At 49.8% G+C, this 20,308-nt stretch carries 12 protein-coding genes; 4 read left to right on the forward strand and 8 right to left on the reverse strand.

Going from position 1 to position 20,308, the window contains the following annotated elements; translation table 11 throughout:
* Positions 1 to 174: 174 nt before the first annotated feature.
* From AWQ22_RS00765 to AWQ22_RS00775, 3 genes are all read right to left on the reverse strand, one after another.
* Positions 175 to 2,640 carry an ATP-dependent Clp protease ATP-binding subunit gene (locus AWQ22_RS00765; protein WP_062431746.1) on the reverse strand — a complete coding sequence of 822 codons (2,466 nt, stop codon included), beginning with the start codon at positions 2,638 to 2,640 and terminating at the stop codon, positions 175 to 177.
* A gap of 129 nt (positions 2,641 to 2,769) precedes the next feature.
* Positions 2,770 to 3,141: a DUF565 domain-containing protein gene (locus AWQ22_RS00770; protein WP_065709879.1), complete on the reverse strand. Its 372-nt coding sequence runs from the start codon at positions 3,139 to 3,141 to the stop codon at positions 2,770 to 2,772.
* A 26-nt stretch (positions 3,142 to 3,167) separates the two neighbouring features.
* Positions 3,168 to 3,770: a DUF3611 family protein gene (locus AWQ22_RS00775; protein ID WP_012305781.1), complete on the reverse strand. Its 603-nt coding sequence runs from the start codon at positions 3,768 to 3,770 to the stop codon at positions 3,168 to 3,170.
* A gap of 278 nt (positions 3,771 to 4,048) precedes the next feature.
* Between AWQ22_RS00775 and AWQ22_RS00780 the strand changes: the two genes are divergently transcribed.
* From AWQ22_RS00780 to groL, 4 genes are all read left to right on the forward strand, one after another.
* Positions 4,049 to 5,650, forward strand: coding sequence for a YcjF family protein (locus tag AWQ22_RS00780; RefSeq protein WP_065709880.1), 1,602 nt, complete (start codon positions 4,049 to 4,051; stop codon positions 5,648 to 5,650).
* A 22-nt stretch (positions 5,651 to 5,672) separates the two neighbouring features.
* Positions 5,673 to 6,254 (forward strand): hypothetical protein, encoded by a 582-nt coding sequence (locus AWQ22_RS00785; protein WP_084448934.1) that lies wholly within the window; start codon positions 5,673 to 5,675, stop codon positions 6,252 to 6,254.
* Between the two features lie 51 nt (positions 6,255 to 6,305).
* Entirely contained in the window at positions 6,306 to 8,072 is a 1,767-nt protein-coding gene (locus AWQ22_RS00790; RefSeq protein ID WP_198166509.1) for an NFACT RNA binding domain-containing protein, read from the forward strand.
* Positions 8,073 to 8,284: 212 nt separating this feature from the next.
* Positions 8,285 to 9,952: a chaperonin GroEL gene (gene groL / locus AWQ22_RS00795; protein WP_012305785.1), complete on the forward strand. Its 1,668-nt coding sequence runs from the start codon at positions 8,285 to 8,287 to the stop codon at positions 9,950 to 9,952.
* 91 nt (positions 9,953 to 10,043) lie between these two features.
* Here the strand turns inward: groL and AWQ22_RS00800 are convergent, their stop codons facing one another.
* The 5 genes from AWQ22_RS00800 to AWQ22_RS00820 form a co-directional block, all read right to left on the reverse strand.
* Complete coding sequence (locus AWQ22_RS00800; RefSeq protein WP_084448935.1) at positions 10,044 to 13,271, reverse strand: PAS domain-containing protein; 3,228 nt, start codon at positions 13,269 to 13,271, stop codon at positions 10,044 to 10,046.
* 345 nt (positions 13,272 to 13,616) lie between these two features.
* Positions 13,617 to 15,017: a glycosyltransferase family 4 protein gene (locus AWQ22_RS00805; protein WP_065709883.1), complete on the reverse strand. Its 1,401-nt coding sequence runs from the start codon at positions 15,015 to 15,017 to the stop codon at positions 13,617 to 13,619.
* Positions 15,018 to 15,251: 234 nt separating this feature from the next.
* The gene (locus tag AWQ22_RS00810) at positions 15,252 to 16,271 is read right to left on the reverse strand and encodes a hypothetical protein (RefSeq protein WP_157094560.1); all 1,020 of its coding nucleotides are present in this window, start codon (positions 16,269 to 16,271) and stop codon (positions 15,252 to 15,254) included.
* 375 nt (positions 16,272 to 16,646) lie between these two features.
* Positions 16,647 to 18,476: a bifunctional UDP-sugar hydrolase/5'-nucleotidase gene (locus AWQ22_RS00815; RefSeq protein WP_232321419.1), complete on the reverse strand. Its 1,830-nt coding sequence runs from the start codon at positions 18,474 to 18,476 to the stop codon at positions 16,647 to 16,649.
* A gap of 197 nt (positions 18,477 to 18,673) precedes the next feature.
* Positions 18,674 to 20,293 (reverse strand): mechanosensitive ion channel, encoded by a 1,620-nt coding sequence (locus AWQ22_RS00820; RefSeq protein ID WP_065709886.1) that lies wholly within the window; start codon positions 20,291 to 20,293, stop codon positions 18,674 to 18,676.
* Between the last annotated feature and the right edge of the window lie 15 nt (positions 20,294 to 20,308).

The raw sequence follows: 20,308 nt of genomic DNA on the forward strand, positions 1-20,308 counted from the left end.
TCTGTAACTATTGTTACATTAATTCCTAAATTTTCTCGAAAAAATCAGAAAAACTTAAGGATTCTACTTAGATTGCGTATAACCAAACCACAAAAAAGGAGCCCGAAAGCTCCTCTTGGCATCTTAGGTTTTAATTAACGTTAGGGTTATCGACAGGCTATGGATTGGTCACAGTTAACCAGGTTGCTTGGCTAATTCCAAAGGTTTTGCCGCTTTACTGACGGCCACTTTACCTTCTTCATTGATGTCAACGATCGCCGTATCACCAGAACCAACGCGGCCAGAAAGAATTTCCTCAGCGAGGACATCCTCTAACAGGCGCATAATCGCGCGACGTAATGGACGGGCACCATAGGATGGGTTGTAGCCTTCTTCCACGAGTCGCTCCTTAAACTTGTCGGTAACTTGCAACTCAATTTCCTGCTCAGTCAGGCGCTTGAAGACGTCCTTAAGGAGGATTTCGGAGATTTCTTTAACCTCTTCTTTGTTGAGTTGGCGGAAGACAATAATCTCATCGAGACGGTTGAGGAACTCTGGACGGAAGTATTGCTTGAGTTCTTCGTTGACCAGGGAACGGATCCGGTTGTACTGGGATTCTGCCGCATCTTCGCCAAATTCGAAGCCGAGGCCACCGCCACCTTTTTCAATGACCTTAGAGCCAATGTTGGAGGTCAGGATAATCAAGGTGTTCTTGAAGTCCACGGTGCGCCCCTTCGCGTCGGTCAAACGTCCATCTTCAAGGATTTGCAGCAGCATGTTGAAGATGTCGGGGTGGGCTTTCTCGATTTCGTCAAAGAGAATGACTGTGTAAGGGCGACGACGGACGGCTTCGGTTAACTGACCCCCTTCGTTGTAGCCGACGTAGCCGGGAGGGGAACCAATTAATTTAGAAACGGTGTGCCGCTCCATGAACTCGGACATGTCGAGGCGAATCATCGCATCTTCAGAACCGAAGAAGTAGGCAGCTAAAGCCTTGGTTAATTCGGTTTTACCAACCCCAGTGGGGCCAGAGAAGACGAAGCTGGCAATGGGACGGTTGGGGTTTTTCAAGCCAACACGGGCCCGACGAATGGCGCGGGATACAGCTTTAACGGCATCTTCTTGACCAATGAGCCGCTGGTGCAGGGTATCCTCCATGTTGAGGAGTTTGGTGGATTCGCTCTCGGTGAGTTTGTTGAGGGGAACCCCTGTCCAAGAGGCGACGATGTGGGCGATTTCTTCGGCATCAACCACGGCATCGATGTCGCTATTTTTCTCTTTTTGGCTGGCGGCGATCGCCCGAATTTCGGTTTTGATTTCCATTTCGCGATCGCGCAATTCACCCGCTTTATCGAAGTCTTGGGAGCGCACCGCTTCATCCTTTTGCTTCAGGACATCGCGCAATTCTTTATCGAGTTCCTTGGCTTCAGGGGGCAGTTGGGAATTAATCAACCGAACACGGGAACCCGCTTCATCGATCAAGTCAATGGCTTTGTCGGGCAAGAAGCGATCGCTGATGTAACGGTCGGCTAATTTTGCCGCTGCATCGAGGGCTTCATCAAGGATTTTGAGCTTGTGGTGCTGTTCATAGCGTTCCCGCAGACCAAAGAGAATTTCGATGGTTTCTTCGACGGAAGGTTCACCAACCATTACGGGTTGGAAGCGCCGTTCTAAGGCTGCATCCCGCTCAATGTGCTTGCGATATTCATCAAGGGTGGTGGCACCGATACATTGCAGTTCACCACGGGCGAGGGCAGGCTTGAGGATATTGGCGGCATCGATCGCCCCTTCCGCAGCACCCGCACCGATTAGGGTATGAACTTCGTCAATCACCAGGATCACATTCCCGGCTTGGCGAATTTCGTCCATGATTTTTTTGAGGCGTTCTTCAAATTCACCCCGGTATTTCGTGCCCGCAACCAGCAAACCAATATCGAGGGTGACAACGCGCTTTTCTTCGAGAATGTCAGGCACATCCCCATTGGAAATTCTTTGGGCCAGACCTTCGGCGATCGCCGTTTTCCCGACCCCTGGTTCGCCAATCAGTACCGGATTATTTTTCGTGCGGCGACCAAGGATTTGAATTACTCGTTCAATTTCATTTTGACGACCAACGACGGGATCAAGCTTACTGTCTTTGGCCAGTTGGGTCAGATTCGAGCCGAATTCATCTAGGGTCGGCGTCTTATTGCTCCGGGAAGAACCGCCACCCGCTGCGACTTCTGCGGTCTCACCGAGCATCCGGATTACCTGGGTACGTACCTTGGAGAGGTCAACCCCTAAATTTTCGAGGACTCTGGCAGCAACTCCTTCCCCTTCACGGATTAAGCCTAGTAACAAATGCTCCGTACCAATATAGTTGTGACCCAATTGGCGAGCTTCTTCGAGGGAGAGTTCTAAAACCCGTTTTGCCCTGGGCGTGAACGGAATTTCAACGGCCACAAAGCCAGAACCCCGCCCGATAATTTTCTCTACCTCAATGCGGGCATCCTTGAGATTAACCCCCATAGACCGGAGTACCTTAGCGGCAACGCCAGTCCCCTCACCAATGAGACCGAGGAGGATTTGCTCCGTACCAACGAAGTTGTGACCAAGGCGACGCGCTTCCTCTTGGGCGAGCATAATCACCTTAATAGCTTTTTCTGTGAAGCGTTCAAACATGACCTGTTTTTTACCTGCTGCTAGTCCCTATGTAGAGTTGATTCTAGCACAGGGGAAATTTTTGGTTGATGCCTAGAACAATTGATTCTGATACGGTTTCTCCCCCTTGGCAAGCTCTGGTAACATTCGCTACGAACCGACGTTGACGGCGGAAACAGTGAGGCCATACAGGAGCCCAATTTTGAAGACATGCATCAGTTGAAATAAGAGTCGGCTCTGGGGCGCAGTGGGGTTTGTGGCCGCTTTTTGGGCAATGGTTTGGCGATCGCCTTGTCTATAGTAGAGAAAGTTGATCACTTCAGCCAAAAAAATGATCCCAATGGCAACTATCGGATCCCAAGCCATGGCTTGACCGACAGCCGGCGGAAAAACCGTCGCAACAAAGTTTCCAAAAAGGAGAAAAATGGCGAGCAAGGCCATCTTGCGCCATGGATTTTGAAAAAAACTGGTAAATTGCCCAAGGGTTGCCCCCAGGAGGAGATTAAGTCGGGTGCGTTGCATAGGTCACGTCGGGAACGGTGAGGACATTATTTATTCAATCGATCGAGGAGCCAGAGGGCAATGACAATCCCGGTGAAATGGGAGGCGATCGTGTGGGTATTCGCCAGGATAATAAATAAATCTTTCGGTTGAATGAGCTGGGATGTGTTTGAAAAAACGGCCCCCTGGGGAATGGTCAAGGATTTTCCGAGGACGAGCCCCACAAAGGCTTCGGCACCAATGATCGCAAACATCATGCCCAGGAGGTTAGCCAAGAGACCAAATTTAATGGTTTGAATGGTGTAGGACTTCTTGGGCCGGAGGGAGCTATCACCCGCGAGCATCAGTCGGGCAATGGTTTTGTAGCGAAAGAAGAAAAAGATACTCACGATGAGGGCAATGAGACCGCCGGCAGCACAGAATAGCCCAAAGCTGCTTCCCTGGCTAAAGCGAATATCTTGGTTGGCGTTGGTGGCATCACTGCCGACTAGGCTCGCACTGGCAAAGAGGAGAATTAGCGCTGCGACAACACCGAGGATAATCTGTACCCAGAAGCCAATATTACCGGCGAGTTTGAGGGTGGCCGAGGCTCTGAGGATGGCGGCGGGGATCGATGCGCCCGCTAAAGCACCGTAGGAATCACGTTTCATAGGAGTTTGTGGTGATGGGGTTATGTCTGCAGGGTCAGAATTTGCTTTTGCTCCATTCTCTTATATCAACTGTTGGGTTGCCAAAAGGGAAAAGGCGATCGCCTCTGGTTCTAACCAACACTCCCTTGTCTAGCATTTGATGCCTATCACCAAGATCAATGGTGACCAAACAGTCGGAAACAAACAATGGGAGTCAAGTGAACTAAGGGTTACAGCATCCTCAGCGAAGGGGGACAAGCTATGATGGTCATCAGGTTTTTCAGAGAGTTTGCGCGTTAATGCACCCGATTCGCCTCACCTTATTTTTCATTGGCCTGAGTATTATTCTGGGGCTGATGTTGTGGTTGGTGAATTCCCTCTATCGTCTCTATCTCCAGGTGTCCTTTACGGCGCCATTTCTGGCAAATCTGCTGATTTTGGTGCTTATTGCCCTAATTGGTTTAATTCTCTGGACGTTTTGGCGCTATTTCAACCTCTTTGGCCGCAAACGAAAACCGCGATCGCCCCGGAAAGTTGCCAATTACCAGCCCCAACTGCCCACGGAAAAAACAGAAGTGGCGGCGGCGAATCTACGCACCATTCAACAGCAAGTCAACCAAATCCAAGATAAAGTTGCCCAGAAAGTCCTCCTGAACCGTTCCCAGGAAATTCAGGCGAATTTTGAGCGACAAGAGCTCCAGGTGGCTGTTTTTGGTACGGGATCGGCGGGTAAAACATCTTTGGTGAATGCCTTAATTGGGCAAATGGTGGGTAATGTCGAAGCGACCATGGGCACCACCCAAACGGGTCAGACCTATCGCCTAAAACTAAAAGGGGTGAATCGGCAAATTTTAATCACGGATACGCCGGGGATTTTAGAAGCGGGGGAAGCGGGCATTCAACGCGATCACCTGGCGCGGGAGTTGGCAACCAATGCGGATCTGTTGATTTTCGTGGTAGATAATGATCTGCGGCAATCGGAATATGATCCCCTCTGTGAGCTGGCTGAAATTGGCAAGCGATCGCTGTTGGTGTTTAACAAAATCGACGTTTACGCAGACGCTGATCAACAATTGATTGGCGATCGCCTCAAGGAAAAAGTGCAACACCTGATCACTCCCCAGGACGTGGTTTTAGTCTGTGCCAATCCCCAACTCGTAGAACTAGAGGATGGCGAAATTTTTACCCCAGAGCCGGACGTGATGCCCTTAGTAAAACGTTTAGCGGTGGTGCTGCGGGCCGAAGGGGATGATTTGTTAGCAGATAATCTCCTCCTACAATCCCAACGCCTGGGGGAAGAAGCCCGCAAAATCATTGAACACCAACGGAAAAAACAGGCCGAACAGGTGATCGAACGCTACCAGTGGATTGGCGCTGGAGTAATTGCTGTAACGCCCTTACCTGTGGTGGATATGTTGGCGACGGCAGCGGTGAATGCCCAGATGGTAATGGAAATTGGTCGGGTGTATGGCTGCGAAATCGATGGCGATCGCGGTAAAGAATTAGCTGTTTCCCTGGGCAAAACCCTGGTCAGTTTAGGGGTCGTTAAAGGCGCGGTCGAAATCCTTGCAAAAATTCTCCAAACGAACATCGCCACTTACCTCGTGGGCAAAGCAATTCAGGGGGTGACAGCCGCCTACCTCACGCGCATCGCGGGCAAAAGTTTCATTGAATATTTCCGCCATGACCAGGATTGGGGCGATGGCGGGATCACGGAAGTGGTGCAGGAGCAATTTAAGCTCAGTAAAAAAGATGAGTTTGTCAAAGATTTTGTCGGCGATGCCATTCTAAAAGTTGTCAATCCCTTTAAGGAAGTGTGGCAAATTGAACTGGAAGAAGACCCAGAATTGGCGGAGTTGGAATGGACAGCACCCCAACGGCGACGGCGGGATGAATGGTAGATTTTACACGGAAGCTTGAGGCATGGTTATGGCACTACAGCGACAGATTAACTGGCAGAAATTAGCGGAAATTTACGAACTCAAGGAATTTTTTGCGGCGGATTTTGCTGGTTTCCAAGCCGAAATTGAACAGCAATTGCAAGATCTGGATCGCTTCCCGACAGAAACCTTGGATAAATTAGCAAAACTACGTGCCCTAGAAGTGACCAACGGCATCACCCAATGGGCCTATCGGCGCGGCGCGGCCCAAGCGCTCCCCATCGAGCAGACCCGGCAATGTATGAACATGGTGATGGGCTTTATGAAAAATGTGGAATTGTCGTTTCCCAGCATCGGCACTGTTGAATTTAGCGATTGGGAAACAGACTATGTGCGGCGGGTGCGGGGACTCTATATTGATGCGTTTAAAAATAATCTGCCTGGGGCAGAATCGCAGTTCCATGCCATTTCTACGGCGCAGTTTATCGCCTGTGGTCATCACCGTTTAAATGAGGCGATCGCCCTCGTAGAAGCAGACTATGGGGAACTGTTTTCGGCCTATTTCATCGAACGAATGAAAAAATATATCGGCGCTTATCTGGATAGTTTTAGCGAAAGCCCCTAAGATCCAAGACTGCGCATCCGTGGCATCGGCATTGGGGAGAATCGAGCAGCAATGAAAATTCAGGCAGTAGACTACACAACCTTGGTGGCCCTGGTCACGGAATTACAGCGGGACTGGGTGCCAGCGCGCCTCGAACAGGTTTATCAATACGACAAACAAACCCTCTGTTTAGCCCTGCGCACCCTCGAAAAACGGGAATGGCTCTGGTTATCTTGGCACCCCCAGGCCGCCAGAATGCATTTAGGCGATCGCCCCCCCAGGGATCCCGATACCTTTACCTTTAGCGACCAACTGCGCCACTTGATTAAAGGTTCGGCCTTGCTGGGAATTGAACTGATCCAACCCTGGGAACGGGTGGTGGATTTTCAGTTTGGTCGCCGCCCTGGAGAAGCCCCCCAATGGCATTTGTACGTCGAAATTATGGGGAAACATAGCAACGTGATCCTCGCCAATGCCGATCAGCAAATTGTCACTACGGCCCAACAAATTAGTGGCGATCGCTCCACCGTCCGCCCCGTCCAAACCGGCCAACCCTACGAATTTCCCCCGGCCCTGACGAAAACAGCACCCAGCCCTACAGAATCCTTTGAACGCTGGCAAGAAAGAATCGCCCTATTGCCAAAATCTCTGAAAAAACAAATCCTCGAAAATTACCGGGGCGTGAGTCCTATTCTTCTAGAAGGGATGATTGGTGCGGCCCAGTTAACCCCTGAGCAAACGACGGATACCCTCACCGCTCACGATTGGGAAAATCTTTTTCAGCAGTGGCAACGGTGGCTTGCTTGCCTAGAACAGCGACAGTTTTGCTTGACGCTCCAGGACAACCAATATCAAGTGGTACCTTGGCAGCCGGATGAATCTTGTTTGCCCCTACAGCCAACTCTCAATCACTATTATCAAAGCCGCCTTAATCAACAACAATTCCAACAACTGCACCACCAACTCAACCAGAAAGTTAGTCTCCTGTTGGGAAAATTGCAGCAAAAAGCCCAACTCTTTCGGACGCGCCTCACAGAATCCACCGAAGCGGATCAATACCGTCAATACGGCGATTTACTCATGGCCTATTTGCATGAGTGGCAACCGGGTTTAACCGAAATTGCCCTAACGGATTTTGCCTCAGGCGATCGCCTTAAAATTCCCCTCCAACCAGATAAAAATGCCGTCCAAAATGCCCAGGCTTTTTATAAACAACACCAAAAACTAAAGCGAGCAAATCACATTGTGCAACCGCTTTTAAAGGAAGTAGAAACAGAAATTCATTACCTCGAACACATTGAAGCCAGTTTGGGACAAATCGCGAATTACGAAAATGCCACTGACTTAGAAGCTTTACAGGAAATTCAGGCAGAATTGATCCACGGGAGTTACCTCAAAACCAACCGAGAACCTACTGCTAAACAAGTGGTTTCTAAACCCCACATTTACCGCACCCCAGGAGGATCAGAACTCTGGATCGGGCGCAATAACCAACAAAATGATCATCTAACGTTTCGGGTGGCTAATGATTATGATCTTTGGTTCCATAGCCAAGAAATCCCCGGTAGCCATGTTTTATTACGACTAGAACCCGGCGCGGTTCCCGATGAGGCGGAATTGCAGTGGGCGGCCGATTTTGCAGCTTATTACAGTCGCGCCAGCCAAAGCGATCAGGTGCCCATTGTTTATACAAAACCTAAGCACGTTTATAAACCCAAGGGGGCCAAACCAGGAATGTGCATCTATAAACAGGAAACGATTCTCTGGGGTCAACCCCAACGGGCCAAGGCGGCGATCGCCAAATTAACCCAATCCACAGATCAGTCCGAGAAAAAGTAGGGGGTAGGGTTTCGGTTCATTGGGGGGAAAGGTATGAGATCCCTCACTTGATTTTTTAAAGAAAATATGTAGCCACGAAAGACAAATTGCTTGAAAAGCCTTTTTTAAAAGCTTTTGGCCCGTTTGCGTCGCCGAAACCAGAAAACATTAGCAGTCGCCCCCTAGGAGTGCTAAATTTGCTAGTGACGTAAAACTTTATAACGCAAACTCCTATGGCTAAGATTGTCTCTTTCAAGGATGACTCTAGACGCTCCCTCGAAGCAGGGATTAATGCCCTTGCCGATGCGGTAAAAATCACCCTCGGCCCCAAGGGTCGGAATGTACTCCTCGAAAAGCAGTATGGTGCGCCTCAAATTGTGAATGATGGGATCACCGTTGCGAAGGATATTGAACTTAGTGATCCGCTCCAAAATACGGGGGCGCGGTTAATCCGGGAAGTGGCAGCGAAAACCAATGACAGTGCTGGGGATGGCACGACCACTGCTACCGTTATGGCCCAAGCGTTGATCCGCGAAGGTTTGAAAAATGTGACGGCTGGGGCGAACCCTGTGGCCCTGCGTCGGGGTATTGATGCGGCAGTGAAGTTCCTCGTGAAGGAAGTTGCCGCGATCGCCAAGCCCGTTGAAGGAGAGGCGATCGCCCAGGTGGCTGCTGTGTCTGCTGGGAATGACGAAGAAGTAGGCCGGATGATCTCCGAAGCCATGGCCAAAGTCACCAAAGATGGCGTGATCACCGTTGAAGAGTCCAAGTCCCTCGCCACCGAACTGGATGTGGTTGAAGGAATGCAACTGGATCGCGGTTATATCTCCCCCTATTTCGTCACCGATCAGGAACGGCAAATCGTTGAATTTGAAAATCCCTATATCCTGATCACCGACAAGAAAATTTCGGCGATCGCCGACCTCGTGCCCGCCCTCGAACAGGTGGCTCGTTCTGGTCGTCCTTTGCTGATTGTTGCCGAAGATATTGAAGGGGAAGCCCTCGCGACCCTCGTTGTGAACAAAGCCCGTGGTGTCCTCAATGCCGCCGCGATCAAGGCTCCCAGCTTTGGCGATCGCCGTAAGCAAATGCTCCAGGACATCGCTGTCCTCACCGGCGGTCGGGTCATTTCCGAAGAAGTGGGCCTCAGCCTCGAAGCCATTGACCTTGATATGCTCGGTAATGCCGAAAAAATCACCATCAGCAAGGAAGAAACCACCATCGTTTCCGGTGGCGGCAGCAAAGCTGATATTGACGCCCGCGTTAGCCAAATCCGTAAGCAACTGGCTGAAACCGACTCCGAGTATGACATGGAAAAACTCCAGGAGCGGATCGCTAAGCTTGCTGGTGGTGTCGCTGTGATTAAAGTTGGTGCAGCCACTGAAACTGAACTCAAAGACCGCAAACTCCGCATCGAAGATGCCCTCAACGCCACCAAAGCCGCTGTCGATGAAGGCATTGTTCCCGGTGGTGGCACGACCCTAATTCACCTCGCTGAAAAGGTCGCTGAAGTAAAGGCAAGCCTCAGTAGCGACGAAGAGAAACTTGGTGTCGATATCGTTTCCCGCGCCCTAGAAGCGCCCCTCCGCCAATTGGCTGATAACGCGGGTGCCGAAGGTTCTGTGGTTGTAGAACGGGTTCGTACCAGTGACTTCAACGTTGGCTACAACGCGGCCACTGGCGAATACGTTGATATGATTGCCGCTGGCATCATTGACCCGGCGAAGGTTGTCCGTTCTGTTTTGCAAAATGCAGCCTCCATCGCTGGAATGGTGATCACAACCGAAGCCCTCGTTGTTGAGAAGCCCGAACCCGAAGCACCCGCCCCTGACATGGGTGGTGGTATGCCCGGTATGGGTGGCATGGGCGGCATGGGAATGCCTGGCATGGGAATGATGTAATTTTTCCTGAACCCTTTTAAAAATTCAATATCTGCATTGGGCACCCTCCGGGGTGCTTTTTTTGTTTTCTGGGCGAAAATCTTGGGTTAAGTTAGCCCGTCGGGGACTGTTCTTGTAACCAGTGATTGAGGGTTTCCCGAAGGGTTTGGGGATTGAGGGGTTTACTGAGGTAGTCGTTCATGCCTGCTGCCAAATACTGCTCTTGGTTGGCTTCTCCTAGGGTGGTGGTGAGCGCAATGATCGGTATCTGCCGGTGGCGATCGCCGCCACCCCGGCGAATATGTTGGCTCGTTTGAAAGCCATTCATCTTGGGCATGAGGCAATCCATCAAAATTAAACGATAGGGCTGATTTTCAGGGGTTGCTTGGAGCATTTGTAGGGCTTCTGTGCCCCCTGGGGCGACATCGACGGAAAAACCAAACTGTTGGCAGAGGCCCCGAATAATAATTTGATTGACGGGGTTATCTTCCACGAGGAGGAGGCGGGCCGAGATTTTTTGGCCCTGTTTGCTTGCGCTAGGTTGGGAGCCAGAATCTGGGGGTCGAGCGTTTGGCTGGGCGAAATTTTCACAGAAACGCCGACAGGCCTGCCACAGGGGACGGGATAAAATCGGCTTGACGAGGTGGTGGGTTGCCGTGAGTTGGGGGAAGCTTTGGGGATCGGTGGGGCTGTAGGGAAACGTAGTGAGCAGCAGTAACTGGCAGGTTTTTTGGGGGTAAAGCTGTTGAAGATTTTGGGCGAGGGTCAGGGCATCGATCTCCCTCAGGGAATGATCCAAGATCAGGAGGGGCGTTTCGGTGGTGGGGGGCTGGGTTTGCCAAAGGGCGATCGCCTCTTGGCCATTGGCTGCGGCTTGGACAGTGGCGCCCCAGGCTTGGAGCTCATCGCGCAAAATTTCCCGTTGGGTTTGTTGCTCTTCGACGATGAGGATCTCTAATCCCTGCAAGCTATCGGCGGTCATCCGCGACAGTTGAGATCGCCCCGCCCCATACCCTAGGGTAAAGGTAAAACAGCTCCCCTCCCCTGGGGTACTAACCACTTCAATGGTGCCCCCCATCACTTGACAAAGACGCTGGGTAATCGCCAAACCGAGACCCGTGCCACCATAACGCCGGGTGGTTCCTGCTTCTAACTGGGTAAAAGGCTCGAAAAGATCGTTCAATTTCTCAGCGGCGATGCCAATGCCAGTATCCGTCACTGAGCAGGTAAAATCGAGGCGATCGCCAACCCGCTCCGTTTGACAGCGAATCATCACCTCCCCTTGGTTGGTAAATTTAATGGCATTGCTTACCAGATTCGTCAGGATTTGTCGTAAACGCCCAGGATCTCCTTGGATAGAACCGTGCCGCAAACCCCGTAAATCAAAAATGAGATTGAGACCTTTCTCCTGGGCCGCAAACGCCATCAACTTGGCAAAATTTTCAAAAAATTGATGGAGATCAAAATCCACCGTTTCTAGTTGCAGCTTACCGGCTTCCATCTTCGAGAAGTCCAAAATATCGTTCAGCAAGATCAGTAAAGATTCAGCGCTAGAAAGGGCGATGCGGGCGTGTTCTTGCTGTTCTGTGGTGAGCTCTTCGCTATAGAGCAGTAAATTGAGCATTCCGATAATGCCATTCATGGGCGTCCGAATTTCGTGGCTCATGGTGGCTAAAAACATACTTTTGGCATGGGCGGCCGCTTCTGCTGCTTCTTTGGCATCAATCAACGCCTGCTCCGCCTGTTTGCGATCGCCAATGTCACTATGGGTACCAATAATCCGCAGAGGTTCTCCCGACGGTGTCCATTCGATCACCTTGCCCCGGTCTAAAATCCACTTGTAGGAACCATCTTTGCACCGCACCCGATGTTCACTGCGATAGGTTTCTGTCTGGCCATCAAGGTGAGCCTGGATGGCTTGATAAGTCATTGCCAAATCATCTGGGTGGACACGACTTTCCCATTCCATCAGGGTGTCACCAATTTCTGCCTCGCCGTAGCCCAACATCGCTTTCCACTGCCGCGAAAAAAAGACATGATTTGTTTGGGCATTCCAATCCCAGACCCCATCCCCAGAACCCTCTAGGGCAAATTGCCAACGGAGTTCACTTTCCCGGAGAGCCTGTTCTGCCAAGACCCGCTCCGTAATATCGAGGGCAGTCCCAAAAAAACGGATGGTTTTGCCAGAGGCATCTTTTTGACTACTCCCCCTCGCCTCATGGTAGAAAATTTGGCCATTGGTCAGTTGGGCACGGTATTGCACCATATAGCTTTCGCCCGTGCGCATCGCTGTTTCAACGCAGTGTTTGAGGCGTTCTTGGTCATCGGGGTGAATTAAAGCCCAGTGTTCATCGTAGGTGGGCGGCCCCTGGGCCATATTTAAGCCAAACATTCGCAACAGTTCCGGCGACCAGGAGAGATGACCAGTGGCTAGATCGACTTCCCAGCTACCGATATGGGCGAGGCGTTGGGCTTCCTGGAGGGAGGCTTCACTGTGTTTGAGGCGTTCTTCAAAGCGTTTGTAGGGGGTCAAATCAATGTGGGAACCAATGATACGCAGCGGCTGACCTTGTGCATCCCATTCGATGACCTTACCAGAACAAAGCACCCAGACAGTGGAGCCATCTCGGTGACGATAACGGACTTCGTTGCAGAAGGGAATTTCGCCGTGGCTAGCAATGTGCTGTTGCAGGTTGTGGTTAACTTTCTGGAGATCTTCGGGAAAAATCAGTTTTTGCCAGGATTCTGGGCGGTTAGGCAGTTCGTGATCTGCATAGCCAAACATCCGCTTAAAACTGGGGCTGAGATACTCGATATTGTTAATACAATCCCAGTCCCAATAGCCAGCAAAGGCATTTTCAAGAATTTCTTCAAAAAATTTCAGTTCATGGTGACTGTATTCCGGTGCTGCGGCTGGTTCTGGGTCGAGGTGTTGGCGTAATTCGGCGAGGCGATCGCCAGGCAAGATTCCCACTGGTCTCCCTTGCTCATCCACAAGGGTTAGCCAAGCAAGCTGCTGCTCGGCGAAGTATTGACATAATGATTCAATTTGGTCGAGGGCGGCCACGGGATAGGTCGGGGCGGGCCGTTGCATAATCTCTGCGGCGGTTGCCGTTTGGAGATTTTCCCCCTGGGCGATCGCCCGTAAAATATCCCCAGGAGAAACGGTGCCAAGGAGCTGTTCGTTAGCCATAACCAGCACGCCAACAAGTTGAGGATCGGCACAAAGGCGATCGCTCAATGCGATGAGAGATAGATTAGGCGAAACAATAACCGGTTGATGCAGCAAACTGGCGATCATTTCGGGCACTGGAAACCGTGATGGAAGTGCTGTTGACATGGCACATAGGCTGAAAGAAAGTCGCGGCAGGAAGTGCAACAACCAACTTTTATGTATCAATTCCTTGGGAGATAACTCTTATCTTATCAAGCGATGTTTCCTGTTGTTTGATTTATGAAGGGAAAAGCAATATTTTTTTCGTTTAAATTAAAACGATCACTTCATGATGTAAAAACAACGCCTCTAAACTCTCTAGTAATTGACAGTAAATCTCAATTCAATTTCAGTCTAAAAATGTCAACCAGTAGATCCAGATAACATTAAATTGCTATGAAATTTTTCCATCTTGAAATGCATTAATTATTTTTTGAATTTCAGTTAGATTATCAGTGCTGAGATTGCGGACTATTGAACAATCAGATAACCGTCACGATACCAAGTTTCAAGCTGTGCGAGGGAAATGCCGCTGGCGATCGCCTCTTTTTGGGTAAACCCTTCAGGATATTCACTGAGCAAAGTTTGCAGTGCGGGAATGGTTTGGTGTTTGGCGAGAAAATCATGGTAAATGCCCCCTTCCCAGAGGTAACACCACGATGGCAAACGGTAGCAGGTCTTTTCAGTGATTGGGGGATAGCGATAGGCGAGGGGTTCACGACATTGCGCGTTTAAAATCGCTTGGGCATAGCCTTCTAATTGACCTTGCACACCGTAGTTTTCATGGAGATAGGCAAGGGTTTCGGGGGAAGTTTTGCGTTTTTCTATAATAATTTGCGCGGCGATCGCCGCCGCTGTTTTCGCGTCCCCAAAATGAACTTTGTCAATTAAATAATCAGGCAACAATTCCCGATGGGTCGAGACACGGGACACAATCGCTGGGGTTCCACAACCTAAAGATTCATAGGGGGAATTACCAAAGGATTCAACAAAATTACCCAAGCCCAAGGTGACAGCACCCAAACTGTAATATTGCGGCATTAACGACTGGGGAATCCATTCATGAAAAATGAAATTTTGCGTTAAATTGCGGGTTTTAATTTCCGTTTCCATCTCCCGATAAAAGGCTGCCACTTCCGGCGAAATGCCCACCTCTAACCAGCGGGGAACCAACACTTTTAAATTTTTAATGCCGTATTTGTGGACGAGTAAATCCGCGACGCCGATCGTTTGAGGTAAACCCTTCGTGGGTTCAGGGCGGTGGGGATGAATCACAATCGCATCTTTTACCGGGTCAACAGGCACAATCGCCAAAATTTCTTGCGGTGGAGTCGGTTTAAAAATATCCCAATCAATGCCCGTTGAAACGACTAATAGCCGCTCATTTAATTCCGGCAAAAATCGTCCCATCGTCTCCGCATAAAAACGCCGCGAATATTCCGACACCGCAATCAGGCGATCGCCCTGAAATAAAAATCCCCCAAGGATCGTTTCCGGATAGACGTTATCCCGCAGTGCCACCACCGTCGGAATGTGCTGGTAAGCATAGGGAAAGAGAAATTCCCCGTCGTGCATATAAAAGCGATCTGCGCCGTCGAGGTGGGCAGCCACATCCTGCATCATGTTTGCAATATCGTAGGCGGGGATGGCGTAGGGCTGTGGAAAGGGTTGATGGAACCGCAAAATCGGTTTAACCAACACATTGTCATGCCAGCGAAATTCAACGCAACTATCGGCGCAACGGGTCGAGAGAATCACCACCTCATGCCCCATTTCCCCCAGATACACCGAGATATTTTTAATCTGTTTCGGTGCGCCCCCGGTCACATGGTCACGGAACAGGGGATTAATCGAGAACATGACAATTTTCATCGGCGGCAAAGGGCAATAAACAGCAAAAAAACATTACCTATTCAACGGGAACCAGGTGAAGTTTAGTTTAAGGTTTCACTAGGAAATAGCTTCACTGCATTACTGAGCTCTGTATCTTGATCCTCACGTGACCTAGAAGATACAAGCCCATGCTAAGTAAATCCGTTTGATGCCGATTTAGCAGCGTTAAAATTATCTAAGGTATGCTCGTTCTCCAATTGGAAGATCATCGCTTTACGGAACCTTATGTACGGAAAACTCGAACCAGTCACGGCTGCCAAGTACCACAGATATATTTCGTGCTGCTGCTATGTAGTAAAGATCTCCATCAATGACTTGTAGGCTACAGCCGAATCGACAACTTGGTCGCATTAAAAAAGATTCAAATTGGGTTCGTCCTAGATTTATGCCTGCTCTCGCATCCCTCGGAAAAACATCTGAAGCTCTAAAATCAAAGATGTCCACTTCCACAATTTCAGGGCGTTGATAAGTGCTTCTACTAATTACGCCTGGTCGGCCTCGCGAATCCCTATCTCTGTTTCTCGGATCGCTTGTAGTGACAGTGTCAGTTACCAGGCGGACGGTCGGGACACTTCTAACGTCACTATCTAAAAGAATTTCATGCAGAACAATATGATCGATTTCTCCTTGGTTAAACATACTCGCTAAAACCAATCGATCAGTTTGCTGGATCAGGCTCATACCAGACGACGATGACCAAACATTATCAAAAGTCTTAATTAGTCGCCATTTACAACCTGGTTGATCTAAATCATCGCACTTTACCGATTTGAAAGACCGTGGCACCCATGGATCAAGATTCTCTTGACCAGGAGATGAATATATTTCACGCTCAGCGCGGTAAATTTCCAATTGCGAGGGCGCATATTCAGCGACATCTGACCGAACGAGAAAAATACCATGATCACCAAACTCCGTAATTCCTACCGAATTAGTTTTCTTTTCGATGCGGAGATCTGGTAATTCTTTTAATTGATTATTGGCTAAATTGTATACGCGAATATTGCCTATTCCTCTTTTATCGTCGTTATCTGTAGCAACGATATAATTCCCATGGGCTTGCAAAATACTGGGGTGGTAATAATCAAAAATACATTCGGTCTTCCAGGTAAGATTTTTGGCATCCATGCCTTCCGACCAGGGCGTCGAATAGGAGATTGTGCCGCAGGTTTGACTATTTTCACCTCTATTCTCTAGTGAATGGCTGATCACAATCCGGCGATCGCCGGTCATAGTGATGCCTTGAACATGATCACTCCATCCTCGCTGATCGTTAAACCGGTCGTAAAAGCCCTGAATTTCCGTAGTATAAGTTGTAGAACGATCTGACCACCTCCTATTAGGGCCTGAATTCGACAAGAGGTCGAGCACACTTCTGTTAAGGGTTGAGTCCTCAGCATGTGCTACACTCTGCAGAAATGTTCCGAAAACAATGATTTGACAAGCAAACAATAGCAACTTCAGGGTGCGCACTTTCTCGACCTAATTATGTTCTTTTATCATGTTATCTGTGATTTTAGAGCGGGTTATAAGGGTTTATAAAAAGAGACAAGGAAAAAGGAAAGTATTGCCTGTTATTGAGTAGATCTTGGTTTATGCCAAGAATTATTAAATATCATCAATCCGTAAGCGTCCATCCCGAACAACCCCGCCCGCTTTTGTCACGCCGCCATAGGTTTTAATGTGGGTGATCAAAGCTTCCCGCAGCAGCAATTCCGTATCTTTGCTGGGCAAGACATCAAGATTAAACAGGGCAATATCCAGATGCTTTTGGGTAAATTTAGCTTCCCAGTGGCAGGCAGGTTGCCGGATAAAACTATGGGTCACAAAGGTAAAAGTATGCGCCAGTTGATCTTTTAACGGTGTACCCCGCACCAAAATATCCGTTGCCTGGGCCGCGACGCGATTTTCACCAAGCTGAATTTTGTAGCGAATTTGCCCGCTAAATTGCACAAAACCCCGTTCTAGGTGGGCTTCACCGTAGCGATTTGCCCGCCGTGCATTGTCCTGCAACAGATCCCAAAGTTGTGCCCCTGTGATTTGAAACAAACGCAACGTATCGGCGTGGGGCATCACCGCAAACCAATCGCCATAGACCAACGTCGCTGGGGGTAAACCTGCGCACAACACCGCCGCATCGGTCAGGGCAAAATCTACTTCGTAACCGTTTTTTTGTGCCTGTGCCACCATGCCCGCTGTGATGAAATTGGCAAAGGCGGATTCATGGCTGGCAAAATCATTTAAAACGACATCGGTTTCTAAATCGGGATGATCAGCGACCATGCCCAAGGGGTGATTCAGTTTTTGGTGTAGGGAGGTAATGATCGGGGCAATCTGGGTTTGCTCAAAGGTTCGCTCGACGGGCAGATCGGCAGTCACAGACAGTTTGGCATTGGTCACGGTGGCGGGCTGCTGCTCATCTCTCAGGGTAATGGTCACTTCCCCTAAAAACCGCCCTAAAGTTCCCGCCTGCACAATAGGAATACCGTTGACGATGTTTTCTTGATTCAGACAGGTTTCATTCAAAATGTGGTGGGTGTGTCCGCCGATAATCAAATCCACTGCGCCAGAGGGTAAATGTTCCGCCAGTTGGCGATCGCCGTAACCCTCTACCGTGGCACTGGTCGAATGGAGGTCATAGCCCAAATGACTGAGGATAATCAGCACGTGGCAATAGGGACGCAACACAGGTAAAAGATTTTTGACAACTTGCACCGGATCGACAAAGGTTAAATGACGCGCATCGGAACCCTTCATTTGCGCCGAGGTGGTTAAGCCGATAATGCCGACTCGTACCCCCTTCACATCCAGTAATGCCGCCGGATAAATGACCTTTTTTAGCTGGGCTGGCGGTAACAGATTCGCCGACAACACCGGAAAATCCCCCGACCGTTGAATCATTTTGACGAGGGCATGGGTGCCTAAATCGAGATCGTGATTCCCCAAAGCGGCGGCATCGACCCCCAAGGTTTGATACAGATCGTAGGCATGGTTGCATTCAGAAACCAGCGCATCAAAGGGGGTTCCCACCATGTCATCCCCCGCTGAAAGGAGCAACACCCCAGCTTGGGGATTGTTGGCATACTTGCGTTGTTGTTGGTGGTAACGGGAGACAAGCCGCGAAAAAACAGGGATATTTCCCTCTGGGGCAAGGTGACTGATGCGTCCATGCAGGTCATTAAAATGCAAAATTTTTAACCGAAAGGGGGTCACAATCGGCAGGTCAGCGGCGCGGGGGATTTGGTAGCGACTGGAAATATTGGGATCAACGTCAATCGCGGTAATGGGCTGGGTAGCATCACCAATAAACAAAAACCGCGATCGCCCCTGATTTTTCGCCAGATAGGGAGCGGCGACCAAACGTAGCGGATTGGGGATAAACGCAGATTCTGATCGGGCAGAAGGCTTTGGGACTGGAAGATTTGGCTGGCTGTTCACAGGACTTCCCAAAAGGATGACGGCACAGGGAGAGGCGATCGCCACAATGACGAAATGCAGTTTCTAGGGGAAGCGTGGCACAGTTGTTTAATCGGCGCGTTAAGGTTCCGTTAGTGGGTTGTAAAGTTCTGCCAAAGTGACCGAAAAAAAAGACATGGCCGCAACCATGTCCAGATTAATTACGTTTTTAAGGGCATTTAGTCATTTTTCATCGAATCAAGCCAATGTCTGACCTGTTCTGCGGCGATATCTTTACCACCCAGACCAAAGGCAATGGCGATCGCCACAGCAATCCCACCGACCAGCAGTCCAAAGGCCAAATTCACGATATTTGTGGCAATGCCCATTTGTTCCAGCGCCATCGCGCCCACGAGGACGAGAATGATAATCCGCGCCGCTTGACCGAGGATCTTCGACTGCCTAGAGCCAGAGGCAGCCAGGGCTTTGTAGGAAATGTTGGAGAAATACAAACCCAACGCAAAGATCAAAAGGGCGACTAACACCTGTCCGGCGATCGCCAAAATGACCCCCACAACGCTGGTGAGAGCTTCAATTTGCAGCACATCAACGGCAGTCAGCGCCGCCACCAACATAATGACCACCAGGGAAATCGTCCCCATCACCTGGGAAGGGGTTTTACCCGGTTTCGCGGTTTCGCCCTCGCCTTCCCTCGGAGCAGCACTAACCATCCCGTCTAGGCCGAGCCAAGTTAAGACATTATCAAAGCCAAAACCCGTCAGCACATTGCTCACAAACTCAGACACATATTCACCCACCACATAGGCAAAGGTGAGAATAATCGCAGCGGCGAGAAGCTTGGGCAAGAGCATTAACACTTGATCCAACATGGCGATCGCCGGGAGCGAAATCGCCTCAATCTGGGCCACCTCTAGGGCAGAAATCGCCACAGGGATCAAGATCAAAATATAAGCAATGGTACCGAGCACCCAAGACAAAGACTGTCGCCCAGCACTACTAGACAGACCAAATTTTTCACCAATTTGATCTACGCCCGTTGCCTTCAGGAGGTTGGTCACCAAACGGCGCACCACCTGGGCAATGAACCAACCCACAACCCCAATCAGGGCCGCCGCAAAGAGATCCGGCAGGATTAGCAATACTTCATCCACGACATCCCGTAGGGGCGCGAGGGTATTTTCTAAGCCCAGGGTTTCGAGGATCGGCGTAAGGAAAAAGAAGAAAATAAACCAATACAGCGCATTGCCGATGGTTTCACTGATATTCGTGGTCTGGGATTGCGGTGCCGTTTCTGCTTCTGTCGCCTCGGTCTCAGCGTCGGTGTCCGCCGGATTAAGGCGCTCATCTAGGCGAAAGGTATTTAGGCCTTTGACCACAATTAATTTGGCAATGGTGGCCACCAACCAAGCAACCCCTAACCACAAACCCGCCGCAAACAGTTGGGGCAAGAAGTTTGTGACTTGACTAAGCAGTTCATTCAGTGGTGTGTAAACCCCGTCAAGCTGGAGGGTTTCTAAAACAGCCACCACCGTAAAGAGAATGACGAACCAGTAGACGATATTCGCCGCCCAAATTTCAATGGGCAGATCACTTTTGCCGTCGTGACCGGTGATCCAAGCGGCAATTTTATTATCGACATCGGTTTTATTCAGCAACCCTTTAACGATGGCTTTCACCACTAGGGCAACGATCCAACCGATGATTAAGATGGCGATCGCCTTAATGATATTGGCGACATCTTCCCCGACGAGGGTTTGTAGAGACTCCGGTAATTGGAGTGCTAAAACAGCATAGGGGTCACCCACAGGAGGCCCCAAGGTATTGATTAAAGGTGACATTGTTTCAGAATTAAA

It is taken from the genome of Picosynechococcus sp. PCC 7117 (genome assembly GCF_001693275.1).
Taxonomy (GTDB): domain Bacteria; phylum Cyanobacteriota; class Cyanobacteriia; order Cyanobacteriales; family MRBY01; genus MRBY01.